General features: G+C 70.1%; 20 protein-coding genes. 12 read left to right on the top strand and 8 right to left on the bottom strand.

Translation table 11 applies throughout. The features are described from left to right. Positions 1–95 precede the first annotated feature (95 nt). Positions 96–1,505 (top strand): DNA repair protein RadA, encoded by a 1,410-nt coding sequence (gene radA, locus ACZ7L5_RS44480; RefSeq protein WP_362383996.1) that lies wholly within the window; start codon positions 96–98, stop codon positions 1,503–1,505. Between the two features lie 81 nt (positions 1,506–1,586). Then, complete coding sequence (gene disA, locus ACZ7L5_RS44475; protein WP_328425026.1) at positions 1,587–2,711, top strand: DNA integrity scanning diadenylate cyclase DisA; 1,125 nt, start codon at positions 1,587–1,589, stop codon at positions 2,709–2,711. Positions 2,712–2,776: 65 nt separating this feature from the next. Here the strand turns inward: disA and ACZ7L5_RS44470 are convergent, their stop codons facing one another. Then, a complete protein-coding gene (locus tag ACZ7L5_RS44470; protein WP_471524751.1) occupies positions 2,777–3,592 on the bottom strand; it encodes a hypothetical protein in 816 nt (271 codons plus the stop codon). Between the two features lie 185 nt (positions 3,593–3,777). Between ACZ7L5_RS44470 and ACZ7L5_RS44465 the strand changes: the two genes are divergently transcribed. Further along, positions 3,778–4,410 (top strand): phosphatase PAP2 family protein, encoded by a 633-nt coding sequence (locus ACZ7L5_RS44465; RefSeq protein WP_471524749.1) that lies wholly within the window; start codon positions 3,778–3,780, stop codon positions 4,408–4,410. 3 nt (positions 4,411–4,413) lie between these two features. Here the strand turns inward: ACZ7L5_RS44465 and ACZ7L5_RS44460 are convergent, their stop codons facing one another. Together ACZ7L5_RS44460 and ACZ7L5_RS44455 are read right to left on the bottom strand one after the other, a co-directional pair. Continuing rightward, positions 4,414–5,073 carry a response regulator transcription factor gene (locus ACZ7L5_RS44460; protein ID WP_471524747.1) on the bottom strand — a complete coding sequence of 220 codons (660 nt, stop codon included), beginning with the start codon at positions 5,071–5,073 and terminating at the stop codon, positions 4,414–4,416. After that, a complete protein-coding gene (locus tag ACZ7L5_RS44455) occupies positions 5,070–6,692 on the bottom strand; it encodes a sensor histidine kinase (RefSeq protein ID WP_471524745.1) in 1,623 nt (540 codons plus the stop codon). The genes ACZ7L5_RS44460 and ACZ7L5_RS44455 overlap by 4 nt, the downstream gene beginning before the upstream one ends. 207 nt (positions 6,693–6,899) lie before the next feature. Between ACZ7L5_RS44455 and ACZ7L5_RS44450 the strand changes: the two genes are divergently transcribed. From ACZ7L5_RS44450 to cseC, 5 genes are all read left to right on the top strand, one after another. After that, positions 6,900–7,835, top strand: coding sequence for an HhH-GPD family protein (locus ACZ7L5_RS44450; protein ID WP_471524743.1), 936 nt, complete (start codon positions 6,900–6,902; stop codon positions 7,833–7,835). A gap of 352 nt (positions 7,836–8,187) precedes the next feature. Continuing rightward, positions 8,188–8,727, top strand: a complete 540-nt coding sequence (locus ACZ7L5_RS44445; protein ID WP_003999062.1) for a SigE family RNA polymerase sigma factor — start codon at positions 8,188–8,190, stop codon at positions 8,725–8,727. A 131-nt stretch (positions 8,728–8,858) separates the two neighbouring features. Further along, positions 8,859–9,470 (top strand): hypothetical protein, encoded by a 612-nt coding sequence (locus ACZ7L5_RS44440; RefSeq protein ID WP_471524781.1) that lies wholly within the window; start codon positions 8,859–8,861, stop codon positions 9,468–9,470. Positions 9,471–9,574: 104 nt separating this feature from the next. Continuing rightward, positions 9,575–10,279: a two-component system response regulator CseB gene (gene cseB, locus ACZ7L5_RS44435; RefSeq protein WP_471524741.1), complete on the top strand. Its 705-nt coding sequence runs from the start codon at positions 9,575–9,577 to the stop codon at positions 10,277–10,279. Between the two features lie 11 nt (positions 10,280–10,290). Next, positions 10,291–11,799: a two-component system sensor histidine kinase CseC gene (cseC, locus tag ACZ7L5_RS44430; RefSeq protein WP_471524739.1), complete on the top strand. Its 1,509-nt coding sequence runs from the start codon at positions 10,291–10,293 to the stop codon at positions 11,797–11,799. Positions 11,800–11,857: 58 nt separating this feature from the next. Here the strand turns inward: cseC and ACZ7L5_RS44425 are convergent, their stop codons facing one another. From ACZ7L5_RS44425 to ACZ7L5_RS44415, 3 genes are all read right to left on the bottom strand, one after another. Continuing rightward, positions 11,858–12,292, bottom strand: a complete 435-nt coding sequence (locus tag ACZ7L5_RS44425) for a VOC family protein (protein ID WP_362383986.1) — start codon at positions 12,290–12,292, stop codon at positions 11,858–11,860. A 61-nt stretch (positions 12,293–12,353) separates the two neighbouring features. Continuing rightward, positions 12,354–12,812, bottom strand: coding sequence for a helix-turn-helix transcriptional regulator (locus tag ACZ7L5_RS44420; protein WP_471524737.1), 459 nt, complete (start codon positions 12,810–12,812; stop codon positions 12,354–12,356). 117 nt (positions 12,813–12,929) lie between these two features. Next, complete coding sequence (locus tag ACZ7L5_RS44415; RefSeq protein WP_471524735.1) at positions 12,930–14,531, bottom strand: MDR family MFS transporter; 1,602 nt, start codon at positions 14,529–14,531, stop codon at positions 12,930–12,932. A 130-nt stretch (positions 14,532–14,661) separates the two neighbouring features. Here ACZ7L5_RS44415 and ACZ7L5_RS44410 point away from each other — a divergent pair, with 130 nt between their 5' ends. Beyond that, complete coding sequence (locus ACZ7L5_RS44410) at positions 14,662–15,237, top strand: TetR/AcrR family transcriptional regulator (protein ID WP_328880126.1); 576 nt, start codon at positions 14,662–14,664, stop codon at positions 15,235–15,237. Positions 15,238–15,250: 13 nt separating this feature from the next. Here the strand turns inward: ACZ7L5_RS44410 and ACZ7L5_RS44405 are convergent, their stop codons facing one another. Next, complete coding sequence (locus ACZ7L5_RS44405; protein ID WP_362383979.1) at positions 15,251–15,871, bottom strand: M23 family metallopeptidase; 621 nt, start codon at positions 15,869–15,871, stop codon at positions 15,251–15,253. A 375-nt stretch (positions 15,872–16,246) separates the two neighbouring features. Between ACZ7L5_RS44405 and ACZ7L5_RS44400 the strand changes: the two genes are divergently transcribed. After that, positions 16,247–19,342, top strand: a complete 3,096-nt coding sequence (locus tag ACZ7L5_RS44400; RefSeq protein ID WP_471524732.1) for an NACHT domain-containing protein — start codon at positions 16,247–16,249, stop codon at positions 19,340–19,342. A gap of 134 nt (positions 19,343–19,476) precedes the next feature. Continuing rightward, positions 19,477–20,118 (top strand): HAD family acid phosphatase, encoded by a 642-nt coding sequence (locus tag ACZ7L5_RS44395; protein WP_471524731.1) that lies wholly within the window; start codon positions 19,477–19,479, stop codon positions 20,116–20,118. Between the two features lie 73 nt (positions 20,119–20,191). Here the strand turns inward: ACZ7L5_RS44395 and ACZ7L5_RS44390 are convergent, their stop codons facing one another. After that, the gene (locus ACZ7L5_RS44390; RefSeq protein ID WP_471524729.1) at positions 20,192–22,717 is read right to left on the bottom strand and encodes an ATP-dependent Clp protease ATP-binding subunit; all 2,526 of its coding nucleotides are present in this window, start codon (positions 22,715–22,717) and stop codon (positions 20,192–20,194) included. Between the two features lie 430 nt (positions 22,718–23,147). Between ACZ7L5_RS44390 and ACZ7L5_RS44385 the strand changes: the two genes are divergently transcribed. Beyond that, positions 23,148–23,945, top strand: a complete 798-nt coding sequence (locus ACZ7L5_RS44385; RefSeq protein WP_471524727.1) for an SCO3374 family protein — start codon at positions 23,148–23,150, stop codon at positions 23,943–23,945. Positions 23,946–23,948: the final 3 nt, after the last annotated feature.

The following is a 23,948-nucleotide window of genomic DNA, read 5'->3' as shown; positions in this document are numbered from 1 at the left end:
CATGACGAGAAGGCCCCGAGCAGGCATTGCACCGACCCGAAGCGGCTGTGCACAGCCGTACGGCGTTGTCAGTGGGCTCGGTTACGGTTCATCGCATGGCTGCCCGTACCAAGTCCACGAAGGACCGCCCGTCCTACCGCTGCACGGAGTGCGGCTGGCAGACGGCCAAGTGGCTCGGCCGCTGCCCCGAGTGCCAGGCCTGGGGGACCGTCGAGGAGTACGGCGCGCCCGCGGTCCGCACGACGACGCCGGGGCGGGTGACGACGTCCGCGCTGCCGATCGGGCAGGTCGACGGACGGCAGGCCACCGCGCGGCCCACCGGCGTGCCCGAACTGGACCGGGTGCTCGGCGGCGGACTGGTGCCCGGCGCCGTCGTCCTCGTCGCGGGCGAGCCCGGCGTCGGCAAGTCCACGCTGCTGCTGGACGTGGCGGCCAAGTCGGCGAGCGACGAGCACCGCACGCTCTATGTCACCGGCGAGGAGTCGGCGAGCCAGGTGCGGCTGCGGGCCGACCGCATCGGCGCCATCGACGACCACCTGTATCTCGCGGCCGAGACCGATCTGGCCGCCGTGCTGGGCCACTTGGACGCGGTGAAGCCGTCGCTGCTCATCATGGACTCCGTGCAGACCGTGGCCTCGCCGGAGATCGACGGCGCACCGGGGGGCATGGCCCAGGTCCGCGAGGTGGCCGGCGCCCTGATCCGGGCGTCCAAGGAGCGCGGGATGTCCACCCTCCTTGTGGGGCACGTCACCAAGGACGGGGCCATCGCCGGACCCCGCCTCCTCGAACACCTCGTGGACGTGGTGCTCAGCTTCGAGGGCGACCGGCACGCGCGCCTGCGTCTCGTACGAGGCGTCAAGAACCGCTACGGCACGACGGACGAGGTCGGCTGCTTCGAACTGCACGATGAGGGCATCACGGGCCTTGCCGACCCAAGCGGACTTTTCCTGACCCGTCGTGCCGAACCGGTCCCCGGCACCTGTCTAACGGTCACCCTGGAGGGCCGTCGCCCGCTGGTGGCCGAAGTGCAGGCGCTCACCGTCGACTCACAGATCCCCTCGCCCCGCCGTACGACGTCCGGCCTGGAGACGTCCCGCGTCTCGATGATGCTGGCCGTCCTCGAACAGCGCGGCCGGATCAGCGCCCTCGGCAAGCGGGACATCTACTCCGCGACAGTGGGCGGAGTAAAGCTCTCGGAGCCCGCCGCCGACCTCGCCGTGGCCCTCGCCCTCGCCTCCGCCGCGAGTGACACACCTCTCCCCAAGAACCTCGTCGCGATCGGCGAGGTGGGCCTTGCGGGCGAGGTCAGACGGGTCACGGGCGTGCAGCGCAGACTCGCCGAAGCGCACCGCCTGGGCTTCACGCACGCCCTCGTACCGGGCGACCCGGGCAAGATCCCCGCGGGCATGAAGGTGCTGGAAGTGGCCGACATAGGGGACGCGCTGCGGGTCCTTCCGCGCTCGCGTCGCAGAGAGGCCCCACGGGACGACGAGGACCGCCGGTAGACTTTGCCCAGGTCTCGCCCGTCCGTGCGAACAGAATGTGCGAAACGGGGGCGCCCCAGAACCTGCGACCGGAGGAGTGCAGTGGCAGCCAACGACCGGGCAGCAGCTCCCGGAAAGTCCGGTGGGAGCTCCGGTGCCGATGGCCTGATGCGCGCCTCACTGAGCGCCGTGGCACCCGGCACGGCCCTGCGCGACGGGCTTGAGCGGATCCTCCGCGGCAACACCGGCGGACTCATCGTGCTCGGATCCGACAAGACCGTCGAGGTGATGTGCACGGGCGGATTCGTCCTGGATGTCGAGTTCACGGCGACGCGACTGCGTGAGCTGTGCAAGCTCGACGGCGGGATCGTGCTGTCGTCGGATCTGTCGAAGATCCTGCGCGCGGGCGTCCAGCTGGTCCCGGACCCGACCATCCCCACCGAGGAGACGGGCACCCGGCACCGCACGGCGGACCGGGTCAGCAAGCAGGTCGGCTTCCCGGTCGTCTCGGTCTCCCAGTCCATGCGGCTGATCGCGCTCTACGTCGACGGCCACCGTCGCGTCCTGGAGGACTCGGCGGCGATCCTCTCCCGCGCCAACCAGGCCCTGGCGACCCTGGAGCGCTACAAGCTCCGCCTCGACGAGGTCGCGGGAACGTTGTCAGCGCTGGAGATCGAGGACCTCGTGACGGTCCGCGACGTCTCCGCGGTCGCCCAGCGCCTGGAGATGGTCCGGCGCATCGCGACCGAGATCGCCGAGTACGTGGTGGAGCTCGGCACCGACGGACGTCTCCTGGCCCTTCAGCTGGACGAATTGATCGCGGGCGTGGAGCCCGAGCGCGAGCTCGTGGTGCGGGACTACGTCCCCGAGCCGACGGCGAAGCGCTCCCGCACGGTCGACGAGGCGCTGTATGAGCTGGACGCGCTCACCCACGCCGAGCTTCTCGAACTTTCCACGGTGGCAAGGGCGTTGGGCTACACCGGCTCCCCGGAGGCGCTGGACTCCGCGGTCTCCCCGCGCGGCTTCCGCCTCCTGGCCAAGGTGCCGAGGCTGCCGGGCGCGATCATCGACCGCCTGGTGGAGCACTTCGGCGGCCTGCAGAAGCTGCTCGCCGCGAGCGTGGACGACCTGCAGACGGTGGACGGCGTCGGCGAGGCCCGGGCGCGCAGCGTCCGTGAGGGCCTGTCGCGGTTGGCGGAGAGCTCGATCCTGGAGCGGTACGTCTAGCCGGGCCGCTCAGCAGACTTCGCTCAGCAGACTTCGTTCAGCAGACTTCTGTCCGCTGCCGGCCGCTAGTCGTTCTCCAGCACGAACGACGTCTGCGCCGTCCCGAACCCGGGCGTCTTCGCCTCCACCAGATACGTCCCCGCCGGGGCGGCCCCCGCGGGCGGCGTCGCGCACTGCGGAGCGCTGGCCTTGCGGTCCCACTTCACGGTGTACGTGATGCTCTCACCGGTGGGCACCCGGAACTTCAGGCTGCCGGAGACCTTGGGGCAGTCGGCCGAGGACCAGAAGTCGTCCTCGGATCCCGCCTGGGTGAGCGTCACCACGGCGTTCTTCGGGCCGAGGTCGACCTTGCAGTCGTAGCTGGAGGAGTTCGTCGCGGTCAGCAGCACGGCGGGCGTCTGGCCGGGCTCGTACGCGTTGCGCAGGCTCCGCACCGTCACCTTCACCGCCCCAGTGACACAGTCGGGCAGCGTGGAGCCCGCGGCCACCGCGTCGTCCGCGCCGACGCCGCTGCCGGAGCCGCCGCCCGCGGATCCGCTGCCCGAGCCGCCGGAGCCGTCCCCGGACTCGCTGTCGTCGTCCGATCCGGAGCCGTCACCGGACCCCGACCCGTCGGAGTCCCCACTGCCGGGCGACTCGTCGCGCCCGCCCGGCGCCTCACTGATCGCCGGCCCCGAACTCGACGGGCCCGGTGTGATCGTCGAGGGCGCGGGATTCTTGCCGTCGGAGCCGCCCTCGTCGTTCTTGCCGCCACCGCCGCCCGAGGTGAGCACCCAGGCGGCCAGCAGGGCCAACAGGGCGACCACAGACAGCATTACGGCCCTCCGACGCCAGTAGATGGAGGAGGGAAGCGGCCCGACCGGATTGCGCAGAGATCCCACGGCGCAAACTGTACGAGAGATCGGCGCGCTAACTTGCTCCACCCGCCGCCGAAGGCCGCAACTTTTCCGGATCATCATTCCGGAAACCGCCCGGCGAGGCCGCCCCACCCCTGTCTTTCGTCAGGCCCGACACCTGCCGATCGCAGGATGTGACGGTATCGGCCCGCCGCCTACGGTCCGTGACCATGGACTTCGAGGACGCGGAGCTCTACCGCGACATCACCGGCTTCGCCCATGACACCCCAACGTGGGTACAACACACCGCCGAGACAGGGACGGAGGCCGGACTGCTGCTGTTCGCCGCCCTGTTCGTCGCCGCGTGGTGGCGAGCTAGACGCGACACGACCCGGGCCTTCGCGATCGCGGCCCTTGCACCTCTGGCCACGGCTGTGGCGTACGTCTGCAGTGAGCTCCTCAAGTCGGTTGTCACGCAGGAACGTCCGTGCCGGGCGATACCGGACGCGACCGCCTCTCTCGCCGCCTGTCCGCCGCCCGGCGACTGGTCCTTCCCCAGCAACCACGCCACCATCGCGGGCGCCGCGGCCGTCACCGTGGCCCTGACCAGGCAGGCACTCCTGTGGCTGACGGCCCCCTTGGCCCTGCTCATGGCCTTCTCCCGCGTCTTCGTCGGGGTGCACTATCCGCACGACGTCGCGGCGGGCCTCGTCCTCGGCACGGTCGTCGCCGTGGCGGCCGTACGGCTCGGCACCGGCCCGGCGATCCGGCTGGCGGAGGCGATGCGGGCCTCGTCGGCGCCCGCCGTCCGGTGGTTCACGGGCCCGGGACCCGAGCGGGTCCCGGCGTACGGCATGCGCTGAGCCTCACGACCCCACCAGACCCGCCTCGTACGCCACGATCGCCGCCTGCACCCGGTTGCGCACCCCCAACCGGTCCAGCACCGCGCTCACATACGCCTTCACCGTGCCCTCGACGAGATGCAGCCGGGCGGCGATCTCCGGGTTGGACAGGCCCGCGCCGACGAGTCCGAGCACCTCGCGCTCGCGCGGGCTGAGCGTGGCCACGCGTGCGCGTGCGGCGGCCTCGCGGCCGAGTCGCCCGTCGCTGCCGCCGAGCCCGTCGATGACGTGGCGGGCCACCTTCGGTGACAGGAAGGCCGCGCCGCCGGCCACAGCCCGGACGCCCGCGATCAGTTCGTACGGGTCCCCGGACTTCAGCAGGAAGCCGGTGGCGCCGCCGCCGAGGGCGCGGGCCACGTAAGCCTGTTCGGAGAAGGTGGTGAGCATCCCGACGGCCGTGCCGGGGACGCTGCGGACGATCTCCTCGGCCGCCGCGAGCCCGTCCAGGCGCGGCATGCGGATGTCCAGCAGGGCCACGTCCGGCCGGTGCGCCCGGGCCAGCTCGACCGCCTCGCGCCCGTCGCCGGCCTCCGCGACGACCTCGGTCTCCCCGCCGCTCGTCAGGATGGCGCGCACGCCGGCCCGCACCATCGCCTCGTCGTCGGCCAGCAGTACCCGGATCACCGTACGAACTCCTCATCTGTGGAAGGGCGTTGCGACAGACCCACCCTCGGGATCACGTCCTTGGCGACGAGCCGCCCCTCGTCGTCGAAGCAGAGCCTGAAGTGGTCGACGGAGACGAGGAGTTCGCCGCTCGCGCGGTAGTAGCGGCAATCGCTGCCCGCCGGGGGCGGCACGGGCGCGCGGTCCACCGGCGCGTCCCGCACGCTGCGGTCCGGCAGGACGTGGGCGAGTTCGTCGCCCGAGGCCCCGAGCCGCAGCTCGGCGTAGGCCGCGGGCGGCAGCACCGAGTGGGCCTCCGTGTACGCGTACCAGGTGAACCCCCCGCCGACGAGGACGACACCGGCAGCTACGGCGGCCACGAGGGCGAGGACGACTCTGCGGCGGGCGTGGGTGTAGGGGGCGTACGGGGCCGGCGTCGGCCGTACGGCCGGGGCGACGCCCTGCTCGGGGACGTACGCGCACACGCGGAAGCCGTCGCCACGGGGACCGGCCTCGAAGTCACCGCCGACCGCGGTAACGGCGGCGCGCAGGGCTTGCAGGCCGGTTCCGCCCGAGGGGAGAGAAGCCGAGGGGAGAGAACCGGAGGGGACAGAAGGGGTGCCGGAGTCGGGCGGCGTCGCCGAGGCCCGCTCACTGGTCACCGTGACCGTCGTGCCGCCCCCCTCCCTGGCCGCCATCACGGTGACCTCGGCACCCGGCGCGTACCGGGCGGCGTTCGTCAGCGCCTCGCGGACCACCCGGTACAGGACCCGCTCGGCGACGCCGCCCGGCTCCAGCGCCACTGCCGTACCGCCTTCGGGCTTCCCCCACCGGACCGGCAGCCCCGACTCGGCGGCGCGGGTGACGAGTTGCTCGACGGTCTCCCCCGGCGGGCTGAGGGACACCGGCTCGTTCTCCTCCCGCAGGACGCCGATGATGCGGTGCAGCCGGTCGGTGGCGTCCGCAGCCGCCGCGCGCAGGTCGGCAGCCGCGGCGCGGTGGTGGTCCGGGAGGTCGGGAGCGACCTGGAGGGCGCCCGCGCGCAGGGCGATGAGGCTCAGCTCGTGGCCCAGGGAGTCGTGCATGTCCTGGGCGATCCGGGCCCGCTCGCGCAGCCGGGCCCGCTCCTCGGCGATGCGCTGCTCGCCCTCCAGACGCGCGGCGCGGTTCCAGCCGGCCGCGGCCAGCTGACGGCTCTGCCGCCAGTACCGGCCACCGAGCCAGGGGAAGACACACCCGAACAGCAACGTGCCCGTCAGCACCACCCATTCCGGCGCCGGATCGACCCCGAACAGCGCGATCCGCGCCGTACCGAGACAGCAGGCGCCCCCGAAGGCGACCAGGGCCGGCCGCACCCGTTGCGCGCGCAGTCCGAGAAGCAGCGCGAAGACGCCGAGCGCGGGTCCGTAGGAGACGGTGAACAGGGCCGGGGCGGCGACCAGACCCAGTACGGCCGTCAGCGCGAAGGCCGCCAGGGGGCGCCACCGGGCCACGGCCACCGCGGCGGCGAGTACGGCCACTCCGGCCAACTGCTGCCACACGGCACGCGGCTCGTTCATCCCGAGCCGATCGGCCGTGAGCGCGGGCAGCACGAGGGCGGCCCACAGGAGACAGGCCCGCCAGGTGCGAGGACGTTGCATCCGCCTGACGCTACAAGCGAGGGGCGGGGGACACTGCTGTCGATCGTCAGGTGCTGCGCACTCTCCGGGGCCGGCCCCGGCATCCCAGCCCGACCCGCCACCCGCCCGTCTATCCACCCACCCACCCATCCACGCGCAGCCGCAAAACGCACCGCCACCACCACCTACCCACCCGATCGCCCACGACGTGGCAGGATCGGAAAGGCCATGACTGCGCCAACGAAGCCCCCGCACAGCCACTCCACCAACGCCGGCTGCGACGCCCCCCTCGCCACGCCGCTGCAAGCCACCGTCATCGACTGGTTCGACGAGAACGCCCGCGACCTCCCCTGGCGGCGCCCCGAAGCCGGCCCCTGGGGAGTGATGGTCAGTGAGTTCATGCTGCAGCAGACGCCCGTGAACCGCGTCGTGCCCGTCTACGAGCAGTGGCTCACCCGCTGGCCCCGCCCCGCCGACCTCGCCAAGGACGCCCCCGGTGAGGCCGTCCGCGCCTGGGGCAGGCTCGGCTACCCGCGCCGCGCGCTGCGGCTGCACGGCGCTGCCGTCGCCATAGCGGAACGGCACGGCGGGGACGTACCGACCGACCACGCCCAGCTCCTCGCGCTGCCCGGCATCGGCGAGTACACGGCCGCGGCGGTCGCCTCCTTCGCCTACGGTCAGCGGCATCCCGTCCTGGACACCAACGTCCGCCGGGTCTTCGCCCGTGCCGTGACCGGCGTGCAGTACCCGCCGAACGCCACCACCGCCGCCGAGCGCAAGCTCGCCCGCGCGCTGCTCCCCGACGACGAGGGCACCGCCGCGCGCTGGGCCGCCGCCTCCATGGAGCTCGGTGCGCTGGTGTGCACCGCGAAGAACGAGGCGTGCCACCGCTGCCCGATCACCGCGCAGTGCGCCTGGCAGCTCGCGGGCAAGCCGGAGCACGAGGGCCCGCCGCGCCGAGGTCAGACGTACGCCGGAACGGACCGTCAGGTGCGCGGCAAGCTCCTCGCCGTACTCCGCGACGCGCATGCGCCCGTCCCGCAGGCCGCACTCGACCGTGTGTGGCACGAGCCGGTGCAGCGTGCCCGCGCCCTGGACGGCCTCGTCTCGGACGGTCTGGTGGAGCCGCTGCAGGGCGGGATGTACCGGCTGCCGCTGAGCTGACGCGCCGACACATCACGGACGGGCGGCCGCGTCCCGGACGCACAGCCACCTCACAGCCGTAGAGCGTCTGCAACACGGAAGACACAGCCGCCGCACGGCCGCTACACGGCCACAATATGGACAAATCCCCCCATACCCACCCTCAACTCCCCTGCCGTTTTACCCCTTTCCTGCTTCCGTTACACAACCGACGGACAGCCGAGCGCTAGCCGCAGGCTGCTTCGGACAGCCCCGTGACAACGCCTCCGTAGCTTCATTTCCGTACCCGACAGACGGGGACGACTACGAACCACAGGCAGTGACAACCGGCGGCCAACGAGCCGACGGGTACGGGGAATCGGAGGCGGTCAACATGGCGCAGGGAGAGGTGCTCGAGTTCGAGGAGTACGTCCGCACCCGGCAGGACGCGCTGCTGCGCAGTGCCCGCCGACTGGTCCCGGACCCGGTGGACGCCCAGGATCTGCTGCAGACGGCGCTGGTGCGGACGTACCACCGCTGGGACGGCATCGCGGACAAGCGACTCGCGGACGCCTACCTGCGCCGCGTCATGATCAACACGCGGACCGAGTGGTGGCGGGCCCGGAAGCTGGAGGAGGTGCCGACCGAGCAGCTGCCTGACGCCTCGGTCGACGACTCCACCGAGCAGCACGCGGACCGCGCCCTGCTGATGGACATCATGAAGGTTCTGGCTCCGAAGCAACGCAGCGTCGTCGTGCTGCGACACTGGGAGCAGATGTCCACGGAGGAGACGGCCGCCGCCCTCGGCATGTCGGCCGGAACGGTCAAGAGCACGCTGCACCGGGCGCTCGCCCGGCTCCGCGAGGAGCTGGAGAGCCGCGATCTGGACGCACGCGCGCTGGAGCGTGAGGAGCGGGAGCGTTGCGCGGCCTAGGCACGACGACGGGCGGCACCGGACGCACGGAAACGGGTGACAGGGGCACCGACGGGGACAGCGAGGACCTCGGCTCACCCCGGCCCGGGCCCGCCCCCGTCCGGGGGACCTTCCAGGCGGCGTTCACGGCGGTGGCCGTGGTCGTCGCCCTCGCCCTTTTCGCCTCCGGGTGCGCCACCGGCGGCACCGGCGCCCGCGACGAGGGGCCGGCCCACGCCGACTCGGTGGGCGACGCGGCCGTGTCGTCGACGGTCGCACCCTCGCCCTCGGCGTCGGCCTCTGCCTCGGCGGTGCCGGACCGGACGGAGGCCGTCCGCCTGGTCAAGGCGGACCCCGCGGTCTCGTCGGAGGTCAAGCGCGAGCTGAAGCCGTGCGTCTCCGACGACTATCCCGTCGACGTGTCGTACGGCGATCTGACCGGCGGACCCGTGGACGACATCGTGGTCAACGTCCTGTCCTGCGGCGATGCGGTCGGCGTCGGCTCGTACGTCTACCGGGAGTCGGGTGGCGAGTACCGCAATGTGTTCAAGGCCGAGGAGCCGCCCGTCTACGCGGAGATCGACCGCGGCTACCTGGTGGTGACGAAGCAGGTGTACGCGAAGGACGACGCGCTGTCGAACCCGTCCAGCGAGAACGTGATCTCATACGAGTGGACTTCCGGCCGCTTCGTCCTGAAGTTCAGGACGCGCACGGACTACGGCACCCTCGGCAGTGACGAGGAGTCGGCGGCGCCCGACGGCTGAGGTCCGGTCGACGCACCCGGAGGACGAAAACCGCTGAACAGCACCGCTGACGAGCACCCCTGAAGGCATACGGCACACGGAACACGAGGACTGAGAGCACCGGGATGGCAGACCAGACCCACGTCCTGTTCGTCGAGGACGACGACGTCATCCGCGAGGCCACCCAACTCGCCCTGGAGCGGGACGGCTTCGCGGTCACCGCCATGCCCGACGGGCTGTCGGGCCTGCAGGCGTTCCGGACGGACCGGCCGGACATCGCGTTGCTGGACGTCATGGTCCCGGGCCTGGACGGCGTCAGTCTGTGCCGCCGTATCCGCGACGAGTCGACGGTGCCGGTGATCATGCTCTCGGCCCGCGCGGACTCGATCGACGTGGTGCTGGGCCTGGAGGCCGGCGCCGACGACTACGTCACCAAGCCGTTCGATGGTGCCGTACTGGTCGCGCGGATCCGCGCGGTGCTGCGCCGCTTCGGGCACGCGAGCGGCACCGACCGCCTGGAGGAGGCCGAGTCGGCCGCCACCGGCGGGCTGCTGGCCTTCGGGGACCTGGAGGTCGACACCGAGGGCATGGAGGTGCGCAGGGACGGGCAGCCGGTCGCCCTCACACCGACCGAGATGCGGCTGCTGCTGGAGTTCTCGTCGGCGCCGGGCACGGTGCTGTCGCGGGACAAGCTGCTGGAGCGCGTGTGGGACTACGGCTGGGGCGGGGACACCCGTGTCGTCGACGTCCATGTGCAGCGGCTGCGGCAGAAGATCGGCCAGGACCGTATCGAGACGGTCCGTGGCTTCGGCTACAAGTTGAAGGCCTGAGCGGGGCGGGCATGCGGGGGATGTTCAGACGTCCGGCTCCGTCCGGCGTGGTGCGCGCGGCGGGCCTCACGGACGCGGCCGACGCCGCGACCGTCGGTGGCGGCGGGGCAGGCGTCGGTGCGGGAACGCGCGTAAGAGGCCGCATGGGCGGTGGCCGTAAGAACGGTGGTCGTACGCGCGGCCGCAGCGGCGCGCGCGGGCGCGGTCGCCTGGGCAGCCGTATGGCCATCCGTACGGGTCTGCGGTGGAAGCTGAGCGCGGCGATCGCGCTGGTCGGCGCGCTCGTGGCGGTCGTGCTGAGCCTGGTCGTGCACAACGCGGCCCGGGTCTCGATGCTGGACAACGCGCGTGACCTCGCCGACGAGCGGATTAAGATCGCCCAGCGCAGCTACGAGCAGTCCAAGCGGTTGAACTTCCCCAACGCCACGATTGACGACCCGGAGCTGCCCGCGGCACTCCGGGAGAAGGTCGAGGAGGGCCGGCGGGCGACCTATGTGGCCGACACGCCGGGCGGCACGCCCGACATCTGGGCGGCCGTACCGCTCAGCAACGGCCATGTCCTGTCGCTGCACACCGGGTTCACCGACCGCAGCGAGGACATCCTCGACGACCTCGACGACGCACTGATCATCGGCTCCATCGCGGTCGTCTTCGGCGGCAGCGCGCTCGGCGTCCTCGTCGGCGGGCAGTTGTCGCGCCGGCTGCGCAATGCGGCGGCCGCGGCGAACCGGGTCGCGAGCGGGGAGCCGGACGTGCGGGTGCGGGACGCCATCGGGGGTGTCGTACGGGACGAGACCGACGATCTGGCCAGCGCGGTGGACGCGATGGCGGACGCGCTGCAGCAGCGGCTGGAGGCGGAGCGCCGGGTCACGGCGGACATCGCGCACGAGCTGCGCACGCCGGTGACCGGGCTGCTGACCGCGGCCGAGCTGCTGCCGCCCAGCCGGCTCACCGAACTGGTCCTGGACCGGGCGAAGGCCATGCGCACGCTCGTGGAGGACGTCCTGGAGGTGGCCCGGCTGGACAGCGCCTCGGAGCGGGCCGAGTTGCAGGACCTCATGCTCGGCGAGTTCGTGAGCCGGCGGGTCGCGGCCAAGGATCCCGATATCGAGGTGCGGGTCGTCCACGAGTCGGAGGTCACGACGGACCCGCGGCGCCTGGAGCGCGTGCTGTTCAACCTGTTGGCGAACGCGGCGAAGCACGGCCGGCCGCCCATCGAGGTCACGGTCGAGGGGCGGGTCATCCGGGTCCGCGACCACGGCCCCGGGTTCCCCGAGGACCTGCTCGCCGACGGGCCGAGCCGCTTCCGCACGGGCAGCAGCGACCGCGCGGGCCACGGCCATGGCCTCGGCCTGACCATCGCGGCAGGTCAGGCCAGGGTCCTCGGTGCCCGCCTGACCTTCCGCAACGTGCGGCCGGCGGGCGCCCCTGAGCATGTCTCGGCGGAGGGCGCGGTGGCCGTCCTCTGGCTCCCGGAGCACGCGCCGACCAACACGGGAAGCCATCCGATGCTGCCGTAGGCCTGTTCTGCCGCCGGCGCCGACGGTCGGGCCGGCTTTCGGGCAGCTCGGCGGCTGCTCACCCGAACGACTTCGAGAAGTCGAGCTCCTCACTGCGCTCGGTCAGCGAGTACCAGTTGCCGTTGTCGTCACGGAAGATCGCCTCGATGCCGTACGGCCGCTCCTGCGGCTCCTGGATGAACTCCACCCCACGTGCCTTGAAGGTCTCGTAGTCCCCCCGGCAGTCGTCGGTCCGGAACGCCCCGGCCCCGATGACGCCCTTCCCGACCAGCGTCTTCAGCGCCTCGGAGGACTCGGGGTCGAGGCCCGGCCCGTCGAGGCTCATCAGCGCGAGCTCGACGTCCGGCTGGTCCTTGGCGCCGACGGTGACCCATCGCATGTCACCCATGGAAAGGTCGTTGCGCACCTCGAAGCCGATCTTCTCGGTGAAGAAGGCCTTGGTGCGCTGCTGGTCAAACGTCCATACGGTGGTGATGCCGAGGCCTTTGATCATGACGGTGCCCTCCCGTGCTGTGGCTGGTTGTTCTCTTTCGTCACGTTAGGCAGAGGCGCCATCAGGGGGCTTCTCCAAACTTGCTCTCCTGCCGCTCCCCCTGCCCCTCCCCCTGCCGCTCCCCTTCACGGCGCCGGAATCCCCCGGCCCACAACATCGCGTAGCACCCGGGTATCAACGCCGCTCCCCGCCCGACATGCTTCTCCCGGTACTCGGTCGGCGTCAGCCCGGTCCGCGCCTTGAACCGGGCCGAGAAGGTGCCGAGGCTGCTGAACCCGACCAGATGGCAGATCTCCGTCACGGTCAGATCGGCCCCCCGCAGATACTCCTCGGCCCGCTCGATCCGCCGGTGCGTCAGGTACTGCCCCGGCGTCTGCCCGTACGCCGCCTTGAACGCCCGCACGAAGTGATACCGCGAGTACCCGGCGTGCGCGGCAACGGCGTCCAGGTCGAGCCCCGGGTCGGCCCACTCCCGGTCCATGGCGTCCTTCGCCAAGCGCAACTGCCGCACCTTGCCCATGGCCCGATGGTGACACGGCCCACTGACACCGCCCCCGGCCGCCGACGCACCCGCTCGACGAGAACGCGAAGGCCCCCGGGACGAAACGTCACCGAGGGCCCCGCACAATCCGCCTGCTCAGACGGCCTCCACCACCACAGCCTTGGCCCCCGTGCCATCCCCGGCGGAAGCGCCCCCTTCGGCGTCGGAGTCCGGTCCCGCCCCCCGCAGCGGCACCTCCTTGACGAACACAGCCGCCACAAGAGCCACCACAGCCACCACGGCTCCCAGCAGAAACGCGGAATGCGTCCCGGCGGACACCGCATGCTGGTACGCCTCCCGCACAGCCTCCGGCAGCTTCGCCAGACTCTCGGCATCCAGCTGAGCCGACTGCTCGGTCACCCGCGCCCCGAGCGCCCCGCCCTGCTCGGACATGACGTCCTGCACGCGGTTGTTGAACAGCGCCCCCATGATCGCGACCCCGAACGAGGACCCGAGCGTACGGAACAGCGTGGTGGACGAGGACGCGACACCCATGTCCTTCACCTCGACGCTGTTCTGCGCGACCAGCATGGTGATCTGCATCAGACAGCCCATGCCGAACCCGACCACGGCCATGAACACCCCGGACATGAACCTGCTGGTCCCGGTGTCCATCGTCGACAGCAGATACAGCCCGACGACCATCAGCACACTGCCGACGACCGGGAACACCTTGTACCGCCCGGTGTTCGTGGTCACACGCCCGGCGACCATCGAGGTCACCAGCATCGCCCCGAGCATCGGCAGCAGCAGAAGCCCGGAGTTGGTGGCGGAGGCCCCCTGCACCGACTGCTGGTACAGCGGCAGGAACAGCGTCGCCCCGAACATCACGAACCCGACGATGAATCCGATCACGGACATCAGAGTGAAGTTCCGGCTGCGGAAGATGTGCAGCGGCACCACCGGCTCCGCCGCCTTGGTCTGCCAGAACACGAACCCGACGAGCGCGGCGACCCCGATCCCGGTGAGCTCCATGATCCGGGCGGACGTCCACGCGTACTCCGTGCCGCCCCACGTGGTCACCAGCACGATCGCGGTGATCCCCACGGTCAGCAGTCCGGCCCCGAGATAGTCGATCCGCGCCTGCGCCCGCTTCCTCGGCAGGTGCAGCACGACACTGATCGCGGCGAGCGCCACGACCCCGAGCGGCAGGTTGATGTAGAAGGCCCAGCGCCAGCCCCAGTGGTCGGTGATGGTGCCGCCGACGAGCGGTCCGGCGATCATCGCGAGCGCCATCACGCCGGCCATCATGCCCTGGTACTTGCCGCGCTCACGCGGCGGAATCAGATCACCGATGATCGCCATGACGCCGACCATCAGACCACCGGCACCCAGGCCCTGCACCGCCCGGAAAGCGATCAGCTGCCCCATGTCCTGCGCCATGCCGCTCAGCGCGGACCCGATGAGGAACAGCACGATCGACGCCATGAACATGCCCTTACGGCCGTACATGTCGCCGAGCTTGCCCCACAGCGGAGTGGAGGCCGCGGTCGCCAGCGTGTACGCCGTCACGACCCACGCCAGATGCTCCAGCCCGCCCAGCTCGCCCACGATCGTCGGCATCGCGGTGCCCACGATCATGTTGTCGAGCATCGCGAGCATCATCGTGATCATCAGCGCGAGCAGCACGACGCGCACGCTCTTGGGCTGCTCGCCCGGTGGCTCCGTCTCTGTGTCCACTGCTTTGGTGTCCGCCATGGTTCCCACTCCCCCGGCTACTTACTTGCCGCCCGGCTAGTTATCTACACTGAGGGAACCTAGGTGCGTAACTAGCCGGGCGTCAAGTAAGTTTTCTGGAAAGCCGAGGCGTACGAGGATGGGCGGCACCATGGACGGCACCAAGCAGCGGCGCCGCGGGGACACCCGCCAGCGCATCCAGGACGTGGCCCTCGAACTCTTCGCCGAGCAGGGCTACGAGAAGACCTCCCTGCGCGAGATCGCCGAGCGCCTGGAGGTCACGAAAGCGGCCTTGTACTACCACTTCAAGACGAAGGAAGAGATCATCGTCAGCCTCTTCGAGGACCTGACGAAACCGATCGAGGACCTGATCGAGTGGGGCAGGCAGCAGCCGCACACCCTCGAGACCAAGCAGGAGATCGTACGCCGCTACAGCCAGGTCCTGACCGACGCGTCACCGCTGTTCCGCTTCATGCAGGAGAACCAGGCGACGGTCCGCGATCTGAGCATCGGAGAGATGTTCAAGAACCGCATGCTCGGCATGCGCGACATCGTCATAGACCCGGACGCCGACCTGGTCGACCAGGTGCGCTGCATCAGCGCCCTGTTCACGATGCACGCCGGGATGTTCGTCATGAAGGACCTCGAAGGCGACCCCGAGGAGAAGCGCAAGGCCATCCTCGAGGTCGCCACCGACCTGATCACCCAGGCGCACAAGGGCGCCTGAACGGCTCGGTCACTCAGATCTTCAGACCCTTGGCCCGCAGGAAGGACACGGGGTCGATCGCGGTGCCGTAGTTGGCGCTCTTACGGATCTCGAAGTGCAGGTGCGGACCGCTGGAGTTACCGGTGTTGCCGGACTTGGCTATGTGCTGGCCGGTCTTGACGACCTGGCCGATCTTCACGTCGATGCGCGACAGGTGGGCGTACTGGGAGAAGGTCCCGTTGCCGTGCTTGATGACGACGGCGTTGCCGTACGCGGGACCGTCACCGGCGCCGTTGCCGCCGGCCTTGACGACCGTACCGCCGTGCGCGGCCATGACGTCGGTGCCGTTCGGGACGGCGAAGTCCTGCCCGCTGTGGGTGGACTGCCACATGCCGCCGGCCTGCGCGTAGCTGGCGGACTTCGTGTACTTCTTCACCGGGCTGACCCAGGAGGCGGCCTTCTTGGCGGCAGCCTTCTTCGCGGCGGCACTCTGCGCCTGGACGGCGGTGGAGGCAGCGGGGGCGGAGCTCATCTCGGCAGCAACCGCGCCTCCGGCGCCCAGCACGACCGAGGCCCCCAGGCCGGCGGCCAGCACAGCCGCACGGGTGCGGAAGGTGGACGTACGGGACGAACGGAACGAGAAGCGCGGGGACATTCGAAACCTCACGGGGACGACGACAGAGAAAACCACCCGACTGCTCAGGCAATCGCCGGATGGCCATCCCTTGGTAACCCCCGGCCCCCCGAAGCCCAAAACCCCTTATCTACGACTAGGGCTAGTACTCCGCCCCAAAAATCCCCGCATCTTGACAGATCGCCTAATACGGACGAACCAGCGCTGATACCAAAAGGTCTCGCCAGTTTTCATGCCTAACGTCCGATTTGCCCATGACCCCCGTTTCCACTATTCCCGCTAGTAACGGACAAATCGCCTGTGCGGCATGTCACCGCCCTATGCAATCGGAAGACCCCGGAATGTGACGGGCACTACGCTGCTGCCCTACCGACGAGGGGCTCAGGGGGAGGCCGCGTGGACCCGACGGTCATCGGCAGCAGGCTCGCGTCCGGCCTGGTAGGTCCGCTGGTGAAGCGGCTGTTCGTCCAGGAAGGGCCGGGGGCAGGGCTGGTCGGCAAGCCCGTACGGCTGTCGGCCCTGGTGTCGTTCCGGGGCGAGAAGCGGACGCTCGGCGAGCGGGAGCTGGGCAAGCTCGTCCGTGAGCTGGTGGAACGGGCGGCGCGCGAGACGCGCGAGGCGCCCCTGGACGAGGGGGAGCTGGGAGCGGTCGCGGGCGCCCTGCAGCGCACCCTGCACGCGCTCGGCGATCTGGACCTGGACGACGTGGAGGCCGTACGGCTCGGCCACGAGGCGCTGGCCGGGCAGCTGCACACACAGGCGGGCGGCGACCGGCTGCTGCGGGACCTCAGCTACGACTCGACCTTCCTCTACTTCCGCCTCCTCAACAGCTCCTGCCTGCACATCCTGCACTTCTTCACCCAGCGGTCGACCTTTGTGCCCCGCACCCTCGTCGAGCAGAGCCGGCAGCTGGACCAGCTGATCCGGCTCACCGACGTCCTCGTGGAGCGCCTCGCCTCGCGCACGGCGCAGGACGCGGCCTTCGAGCAGCAGTACGCGCGGTACCTCGCGACGAAGCACAGCCGTCTCACCATCTACGGCATCGACCTGGACGAATGCCGCGACTGGCCGCTCGACACGGCCTACCTGAGCCTGGAGGCCACGCCGGACACCGAGATCAGCGCGCTGCCGGACGATCTGCCGGCGCTCGGCCGGCCCGCCTGCGCACCCCAGCCCGCAGAACAGGCCCTGGCCGGGCACGAGCGCGTACTGCTGCGCGGAGTGGCCGGCTCCGGGAAGACCACCCTGGTGCAGTGGCTGGCGGTCAGCACCGCCCGCCAGGAGGAGCTGACCGGTCAGCTCGCTCACCTCATGGGCCGCGTGGCCTTCGTCCTGCCGCTGCGCACCCTCACCCGCTCAGGCGCCCGCCTCCCCGTCCCTAACGACTTCCTGAGCGCGGTCGGCTGCCCGGTCACCGGCTCCCAGCCGCCCGGTTGGGCGGACCGCGTACTCGCCGCCGGACGCGGAGTGCTCCTGATCGACGGCGTCGACGAGGTCCCGGAAGAAGAACGCGCCCGCACCCGGCGCTGGCTCGCCGACCTCCTCGCCGCGTTCCCCGGCAACCTGTGGCTGGTGACCTCGCGGCCGTCCGCCGTACGGGACGACTGGCTGGCCGGCGAGGACTTCACCGAACTCACGCTCTCCCCCATGAGCCACGACAACATCGCGGTGTTCGTCCGCCGCTGGCACGAGTCCGCGGGCGCGGACCCGGCGCTGGGCGAGGCGCTGCTGTCCTCGATGCGCACCAAGCAGGACCTGGGGCGCCTGGCAACCAACCCGCTGATGTGCGCCCTGATCTGCGCCCTGCACCGCGAACGCCGGGGCTTCCTGCCCCGCGGCCGCAAGGCGCTGTACGACGCCGCCCTGTCCATGCTCCTGGAACGCCGGGACCGCGAACGCGAACTGACGGTCGAGCTGGACGAGGAGTCCCAGGTCGAGTTGCTCCAACGGCTCGCGTACTGGCTGATCCGCAACGGTCGCGCGGAGATGGACCGCACGGACGCCGTCCACCAGTTGGAGCGGCTGCTGCCTTCGATGCCGTACGTCGCCGCCCAGGGCTCTGCCGAGGAGATCCTCCGGCATCTGCTGGTCCGCAGCGGTCTGCTGCGCGAACCGGCCGTCGACGCCGTGGACTTCGTCCACCGCACCTTCCAGGACTACCTGGGGGCACGGGCGGCCGTGGAGGAGCGGGACTTCGACGTCCTGGTCGCCCATGCGCACATGGACCAGTGGGAGGACGTCATCAGGATGGCGGTCGCTCATGCGCGGGCGGACGAGCGGGGGCGGTTACTGACGGGGCTGGTGCAGCGGGGAGATCTGGAGCCGGGACATCGAGGACGGCTCCATCTGCTGGCCATGGCCTTTCTGGAGCACGCGCCGAAGCTGGACCCCGGGGTGCGGGCGGAAGTGGAGACACGGGCGGGGAAGCTGATCCCACCGCGCACTCAGACCGAGTCTCGGGAGCTGGCCGATCTCGGGCCCATCGTGCTGGAGCTGCTGCCGGGTCCGGAGGGCCTGGACGAGGAATCCGCGATGTACACCGTCGAGAGCGCGTGCCTGATCGGCGGGGATGCGGCGCTGCCGGTCCTGGTGCGCTACCGGGATCACGAGAGCCGGGCGGTCCGTAACCGACTGGGCTACCACTGGGACCGGTTCGACACCGGCACATACGCGAACGAGGTCGTCCGCCACCTGCTGGAGGCGGGCAGGACGGACGTCGTCGTCCGTACGCCGGACGAGCTCGCCACGCTGAGCCGGCTGGGGAGCTACACCGATGTCACGATCTCCGGCGATCTCAGCCCCGCTCAGATCCGGAGCGGTCTCGACGAGCAGAAGCTCCGGAACCTGGAATTACGGCATGCTTCCGTCACCGACCTGGGTTTCCTCGGGCCGTACCGGAATCTTCACCGACTCCATCTCCAGGACTGTCTGGAGCTCTCGTCCCTCGCCTCACTGCACGGGACACCCCTCGGTGTGCTGGTCCTGAACAACCTCCCCGCCCTGGAGGACATCAGCTCACTGCGCGCGCTCGCCGGGGCGCCGCTGGAATGCCTCTTCCTGCCTGAGAACGCACGTGACCTCTCCGTGCTGGCCGAATTCCCGTCACTGAACGAACTCCGGCTGATGCTGAACAGTCCCATCAGCCAGGAGAACTGGCGGCTCGTCACGTCCCTGCCGAAGCTGGACAGCCTTTTCCTGAATCTCGACGAGCTCACAGATCTCGCATCGAACGGCATCCGTCTGGAGAAGATGAGATCGGTCGCCCTGGTCGTCCAGGACCGGCCGTCGGCCGATCTGCGGGATGTCGTCGCGGTGTTCCCCGAGATGACCGGCCTGAACGTGTACTTCGCCGAGGAACTCGACCTGGCCCCGCTGGCCGCTCACCCCCGCCTGAAACGCGTGAACACGTTCACCGCACGCCTTCTCAACGCCCACGAACTCCCCGCCGGCATCCACCTCGTGGCACCTGCCCCGCCGCACAGTGATGATTGATCATCAGAACTAAGTGACGCACATCTCTAGCGACTTACCGCTCAGTAACCCTATCTTTCCCCTCACGCCATCCCCACCCACGAACATGCACGCGACAACAACACAGCGCACGTGACGTGAGAGGACCCCCACACATGACGCTTCGCCGCCCCTGGGCACGCCGTATCGCGGTCGGCACCGTCTCCGCGGCCGCCCTCGTGGCCCTCGCGGCCCCCGCCGACGCCGCGACCACGGCCACCGCGACGAGCACCTCCAGCGCCACTGCCACGTACACCGCCGAGGACGTCGACTACGACACCTGGCAGAACGACTGCCAGGCGGTGATGGACCAGGCACTGCCCTATCTGAAGCAGCGGATCGCGAACACCAAGCCGGGTGAGAAGCAGGCGATCGTCTTCGACATCGACAACACCACCCTGGAGACGGACTTCGGCTTCAGCTACCCGCAGCCGGCCAACGAGCCGGTCCGGGAGGTGGCCGAGTACGCCCAGGAGCACGGCGTCTCCCTGTTCTTCGTGACCGCCCGCCCGGGCATCATCTACTCGGTGACCGACTACAACCTCGAGTACCGCGGTTACGAGGTCTCCGGGCTGTACGTGCGCGGCTTCTTCGACCTCTTCAAGAACGTCGGCGACTACAAGACGGCCCAGCGCGTCGACATCGAGAAGAAGGGCTACACGATCATCGCGAACATCGGCAACAGCGCCACCGACCTGTCGGGCGGCCACGCCGAGAAGACGTACAAGCTGCCGGACTACAACGGGCAGCTCTCCTGACGGACCGTGTGCAAAAGGGGCTGCCCCGGGACTTGGTCCCGGGGCAGCCCCTTTTGTTCAAGCGGAGCGCGCGCTACGCGTCCTTGCTCAGGTTCGGACCGGTGCCACCGGCCGCCTGCTCGATCGGCGGGACGTCGGGCAGGGCCGCCTTCTCCTCGCCGCGGAAGGTGAAGGTCTTGGTGTCGCCCTCGCCCTCGGTGTCCACGACCACGATGTGACCGGGACGCAGCTCGCCGAAGAGGATCTTCTCCGACAGCGAGTCCTCGATCTCGCGCTGGATCGTCCGGCGCAGCGGCCGGGCACCCAGCACGGGGTCGTAGCCCTTCTTGGACAGCAGCTCCTTGGCGGACTGGGAGAGCTCGATGCCCATGTCCCGGTCCTTCAGACGCTCGTCCACCTTGCCGACCATCAGGTCGACGATCTTGAGGATGTCGTCCTGGGTCAGCTGCGGGAAGACGACCACGTCGTCGACGCGGTTGAGGAACTCGGGGCGGAAGTGCTGCTTGAGCTCGTCCGACACCTTGTTCTTCATGCGCTCGTAGTTGCTCTTCGTGTCACCCGAGGCCGCGAAGCCCAGGTTGAAGCCCTTGGAGATGTCCCGGGTGCCGAGGTTGGTCGTCATGATGATGACCGTGTTCTTGAAGTCCACGACCCGGCCCTGGGAGTCGGTCAGGCGACCGTCCTCCAGGATCTGCAGCAGCGAGTTGAAGATGTCCGGGTGGGCCTTCTCGACCTCGTCGAAGAGGACGACGGAGAACGGCTTGCGGCGGACCTTCTCGGTCAGCTGGCCACCCTCTTCGTAGCCCACGTAGCCGGGGGGCGAACCGAAGAGACGGGAGACCGTGTGCTTCTCGCTGAACTCCGACATGTCGAGGGAGATCAGGGCGTCCTCGTCACCGAAGAGGAACTCGGCGAGCGCCTTGGACAGCTCGGTCTTACCGACACCGGACGGGCCGGCGAAGATGAACGAGCCACCGGGGCGCTTCGGGTCCTTCAGACCGGCACGCGTACGGCGGATCGCCTTCGACAGCGCCTTGACGGCGTCGACCTGGCCGATGACCCGCTTGTGGAGCTCGTCCTCCATGCGCAGCAGGCGGGACGACTCCTCCTCCGTGAGCTTGAAGACCGGGATGCCGGTGGCGGTCGCGAGGACCTCGGCGATCAGCTCGCCGTCGACCTCGGCGACGACGTCCATGTCGCCGGCCTTCCACTCCTTCTCACGCTTGGCCTTGGCGGCCAGGAGCTGCTTCTCCTTGTCGCGCAGGGAGGCAGCCTTCTCGAAGTCCTGCGAGTCGATCGCGGACTCCTTGTCGCGGCGCACGCCCGCGATCTTCTCGTCGAACTCGCGCAGGTCCGGCGGCGCGGTCATCCGGCGGATGCGCATCCGGGAACCGGCCTCGTCGATCAGGTCGATCGCCTTGTCCGGCAGGAAGCGGTCCGAGATGTACCGGTCGGCCAGGGTGGCGGCCTGGACCAGCGCCTCGTCGGTGATGGAGACCCGGTGGTGGGCCTCGTACCGGTCGCGCAGACCCTTGAGGATCTCGATCGTGTGCGGCAGCGACGGCTCGGCGACCTGGATGGGCTGGAAGCGGCGCTCGAGGGCCGCGTCCTTCTCCAGGTGCTTGCGGTACTCGTCCAGCGTGGTCGCACCGATGGTCTGCAGCTCACCGCGGGCCAGCATCGGCTTCAGGATGGAAGCCGCGTCGATGGCGCCCTCGGCGGCACCCGCACCGACCAGCGTGTGGAGCTCGTCGATGAACAGGATGATGTCGCCGCGGGTGCGGATCTCCTTGAGCACCTTCTTCAGGCGCTCCTCGAAGTCACCGCGGTAGCGGGAGCCGGCGACCAGCGCGCCGAGGTCGAGGGTGTAGAGGTGCTTGTCCTTGAGGGTCTCGGGCACCTCGCCCTTGACGATGGCCTGAGCGAGGCCCTCGACGACGGCGGTCTTGCCGACGCCGGGCTCACCGATCAGGACCGGGTTGTTCTTGGTGCGGCGGGACAGCACCTGCATGACCCGCTCGATCTCCTTCTCGCGCCCGATGACCGGGTCGAGCTTGGACTCACGAGCGGCCTGGGTGAGGTTCCGGCCGAACTGGTCGAGGACCAGGGACGTCGAGGGGGTGCCCTCGGCAGGCCCGCCGGCGGTGGCGGTCTCCTTGCCCTGGTAACCGGAGAGCAGCTGGATGACCTGCTGCCGCACCCGGTTGAGATCTGCGCCCAGCTTGACCAGGACCTGGGCGGCGACGCCCTCGCCCTCACGGATCAGGCCGAGCAGGATGTGCTCCGTGCCGATGTAGTTGTGGCCCAGCTGAAGGGCCTCGCGGAGCGACAGCTCCAGGACCTTCTTGGCACGGGGGGTGAAGGGGATGTGCCCGGACGGGGCCTGCTGCCCCTGCCCGATGATCTCCTCCACCTGCTGGCGGACCGCCTCGAGCGAAATCCCGAGGCTCTCAAGGGCCTTGGCGGCGACACCCTCACCCTCATGGATCAGGCCCAGGAGGATGTGCTCGGTGCCGATGTAGTTGTGGTTGAGCATCCGGGCTTCTTCCTGAGCCAGGACGACAACCCGCCGCGCGCGGTCGGTGAACCTCTCGAACATCGTTAATCGCTCCTCAGAGCGGTCAGGCAGTGGGGGGAACTTCCCCTCCCTGTCCTTCCGCAGCTTAGTCCCGCAAGCGGGGACCGCTCATTCCAACTGCCGACACCGTCGATGGCCTCCTGACCCCGAACGCCGACATCTGCTCCAACCCGATGGTGCGAGACGATGTTCCCGCAGGCCAGGCACTTACCCTCACCATCAGTACGCCGATGGCGAACGTGAGACCACCTTGCCTGCGTGTCGCCCCCTCCCACTAGGGATGTCTTACCCGCTGGGACTGACACTCCATGCCGCGCCCCCCGGTTCCCTCCGCTACGGGCGAACAACCTTGCGCCACCCCACACCCCCGCACGCCCCCTATACAGACACTGTGTGCATTCGTCGGAACACCCAGCGTAACCCGCACGTCCATTCGGCGGTTGCACTTGGCATGGTCGGCACCCGCCCCAAGATCACCACGGACCTCGCCGCGATCCCCCTCCCCCGTCGGCCGCTCGATCCGAGCGATCAGGTCCGCCGGTGGTACGAGAACGAACTGGGCTGGCCGGTGGTGCCCGCCGCCCCCGGAGCCCCGCTGAGCCTTCGCGTGGGCCTGCGCTTCGACGTCCTGGACGTCCCTGCCGAGGCGGGCCGCGCTGCCCTGCGCCATCTGGCACCGAACTCGCCGGTGGCCGTCCAGGGCGACCGGATGCGGCTGCTCATGGCCGCGGGCAGCGCGGAGGAGGTGCCGGGGGCGCTGGACTGGCTGGAGTGGGGCGCGCTGCCCCTGGACCTGACGACGCTGGGTGAGGGCGGCCTCATGGAGGCACCGCTGCCACCCGAGAGGCGGCCTGTCACAGCCGTACGGCCTCTTGCGGTTCTCGGGTCACCGGCGCTGGTTCGGCATCTCGCGGCCGGGCCGGACGGGGCGCGACCGGGTCCGGCGGCGGCGGCCGTACGGTGTCCCGTCGATGCGGGACCTGGGGGAGCCGTACGGCGTCCTGGCCTGCCGGGGCAGTGCGGAGTGCGGTCGCTTCCCCTGGACCTCTCCGGTGCCGTGCAGGGGGCCGCCGTGTGGCTGCGGCCCCCCGAGCCTGGGGGCGAGGTCGAGGCCTCGCTGCCGACGCTGTCGGCACTGGGGGGCGGTGGGGGCGCCCCCGATCTCGTGCGGGTTCTGGGCACGGTGGCAACGCACTGCCACCGCCTGGGACTGCGACGCGCGTGCGTGCAGCCTTCGGCCTGTCCGTAGATC

It is taken from the genome of Streptomyces sp. NPDC107528, assembly GCF_055639295.1.
Note: the sequence above shows the minus strand (reverse complement) of the source record. Positions and strands in the feature narration are given on the sequence as shown.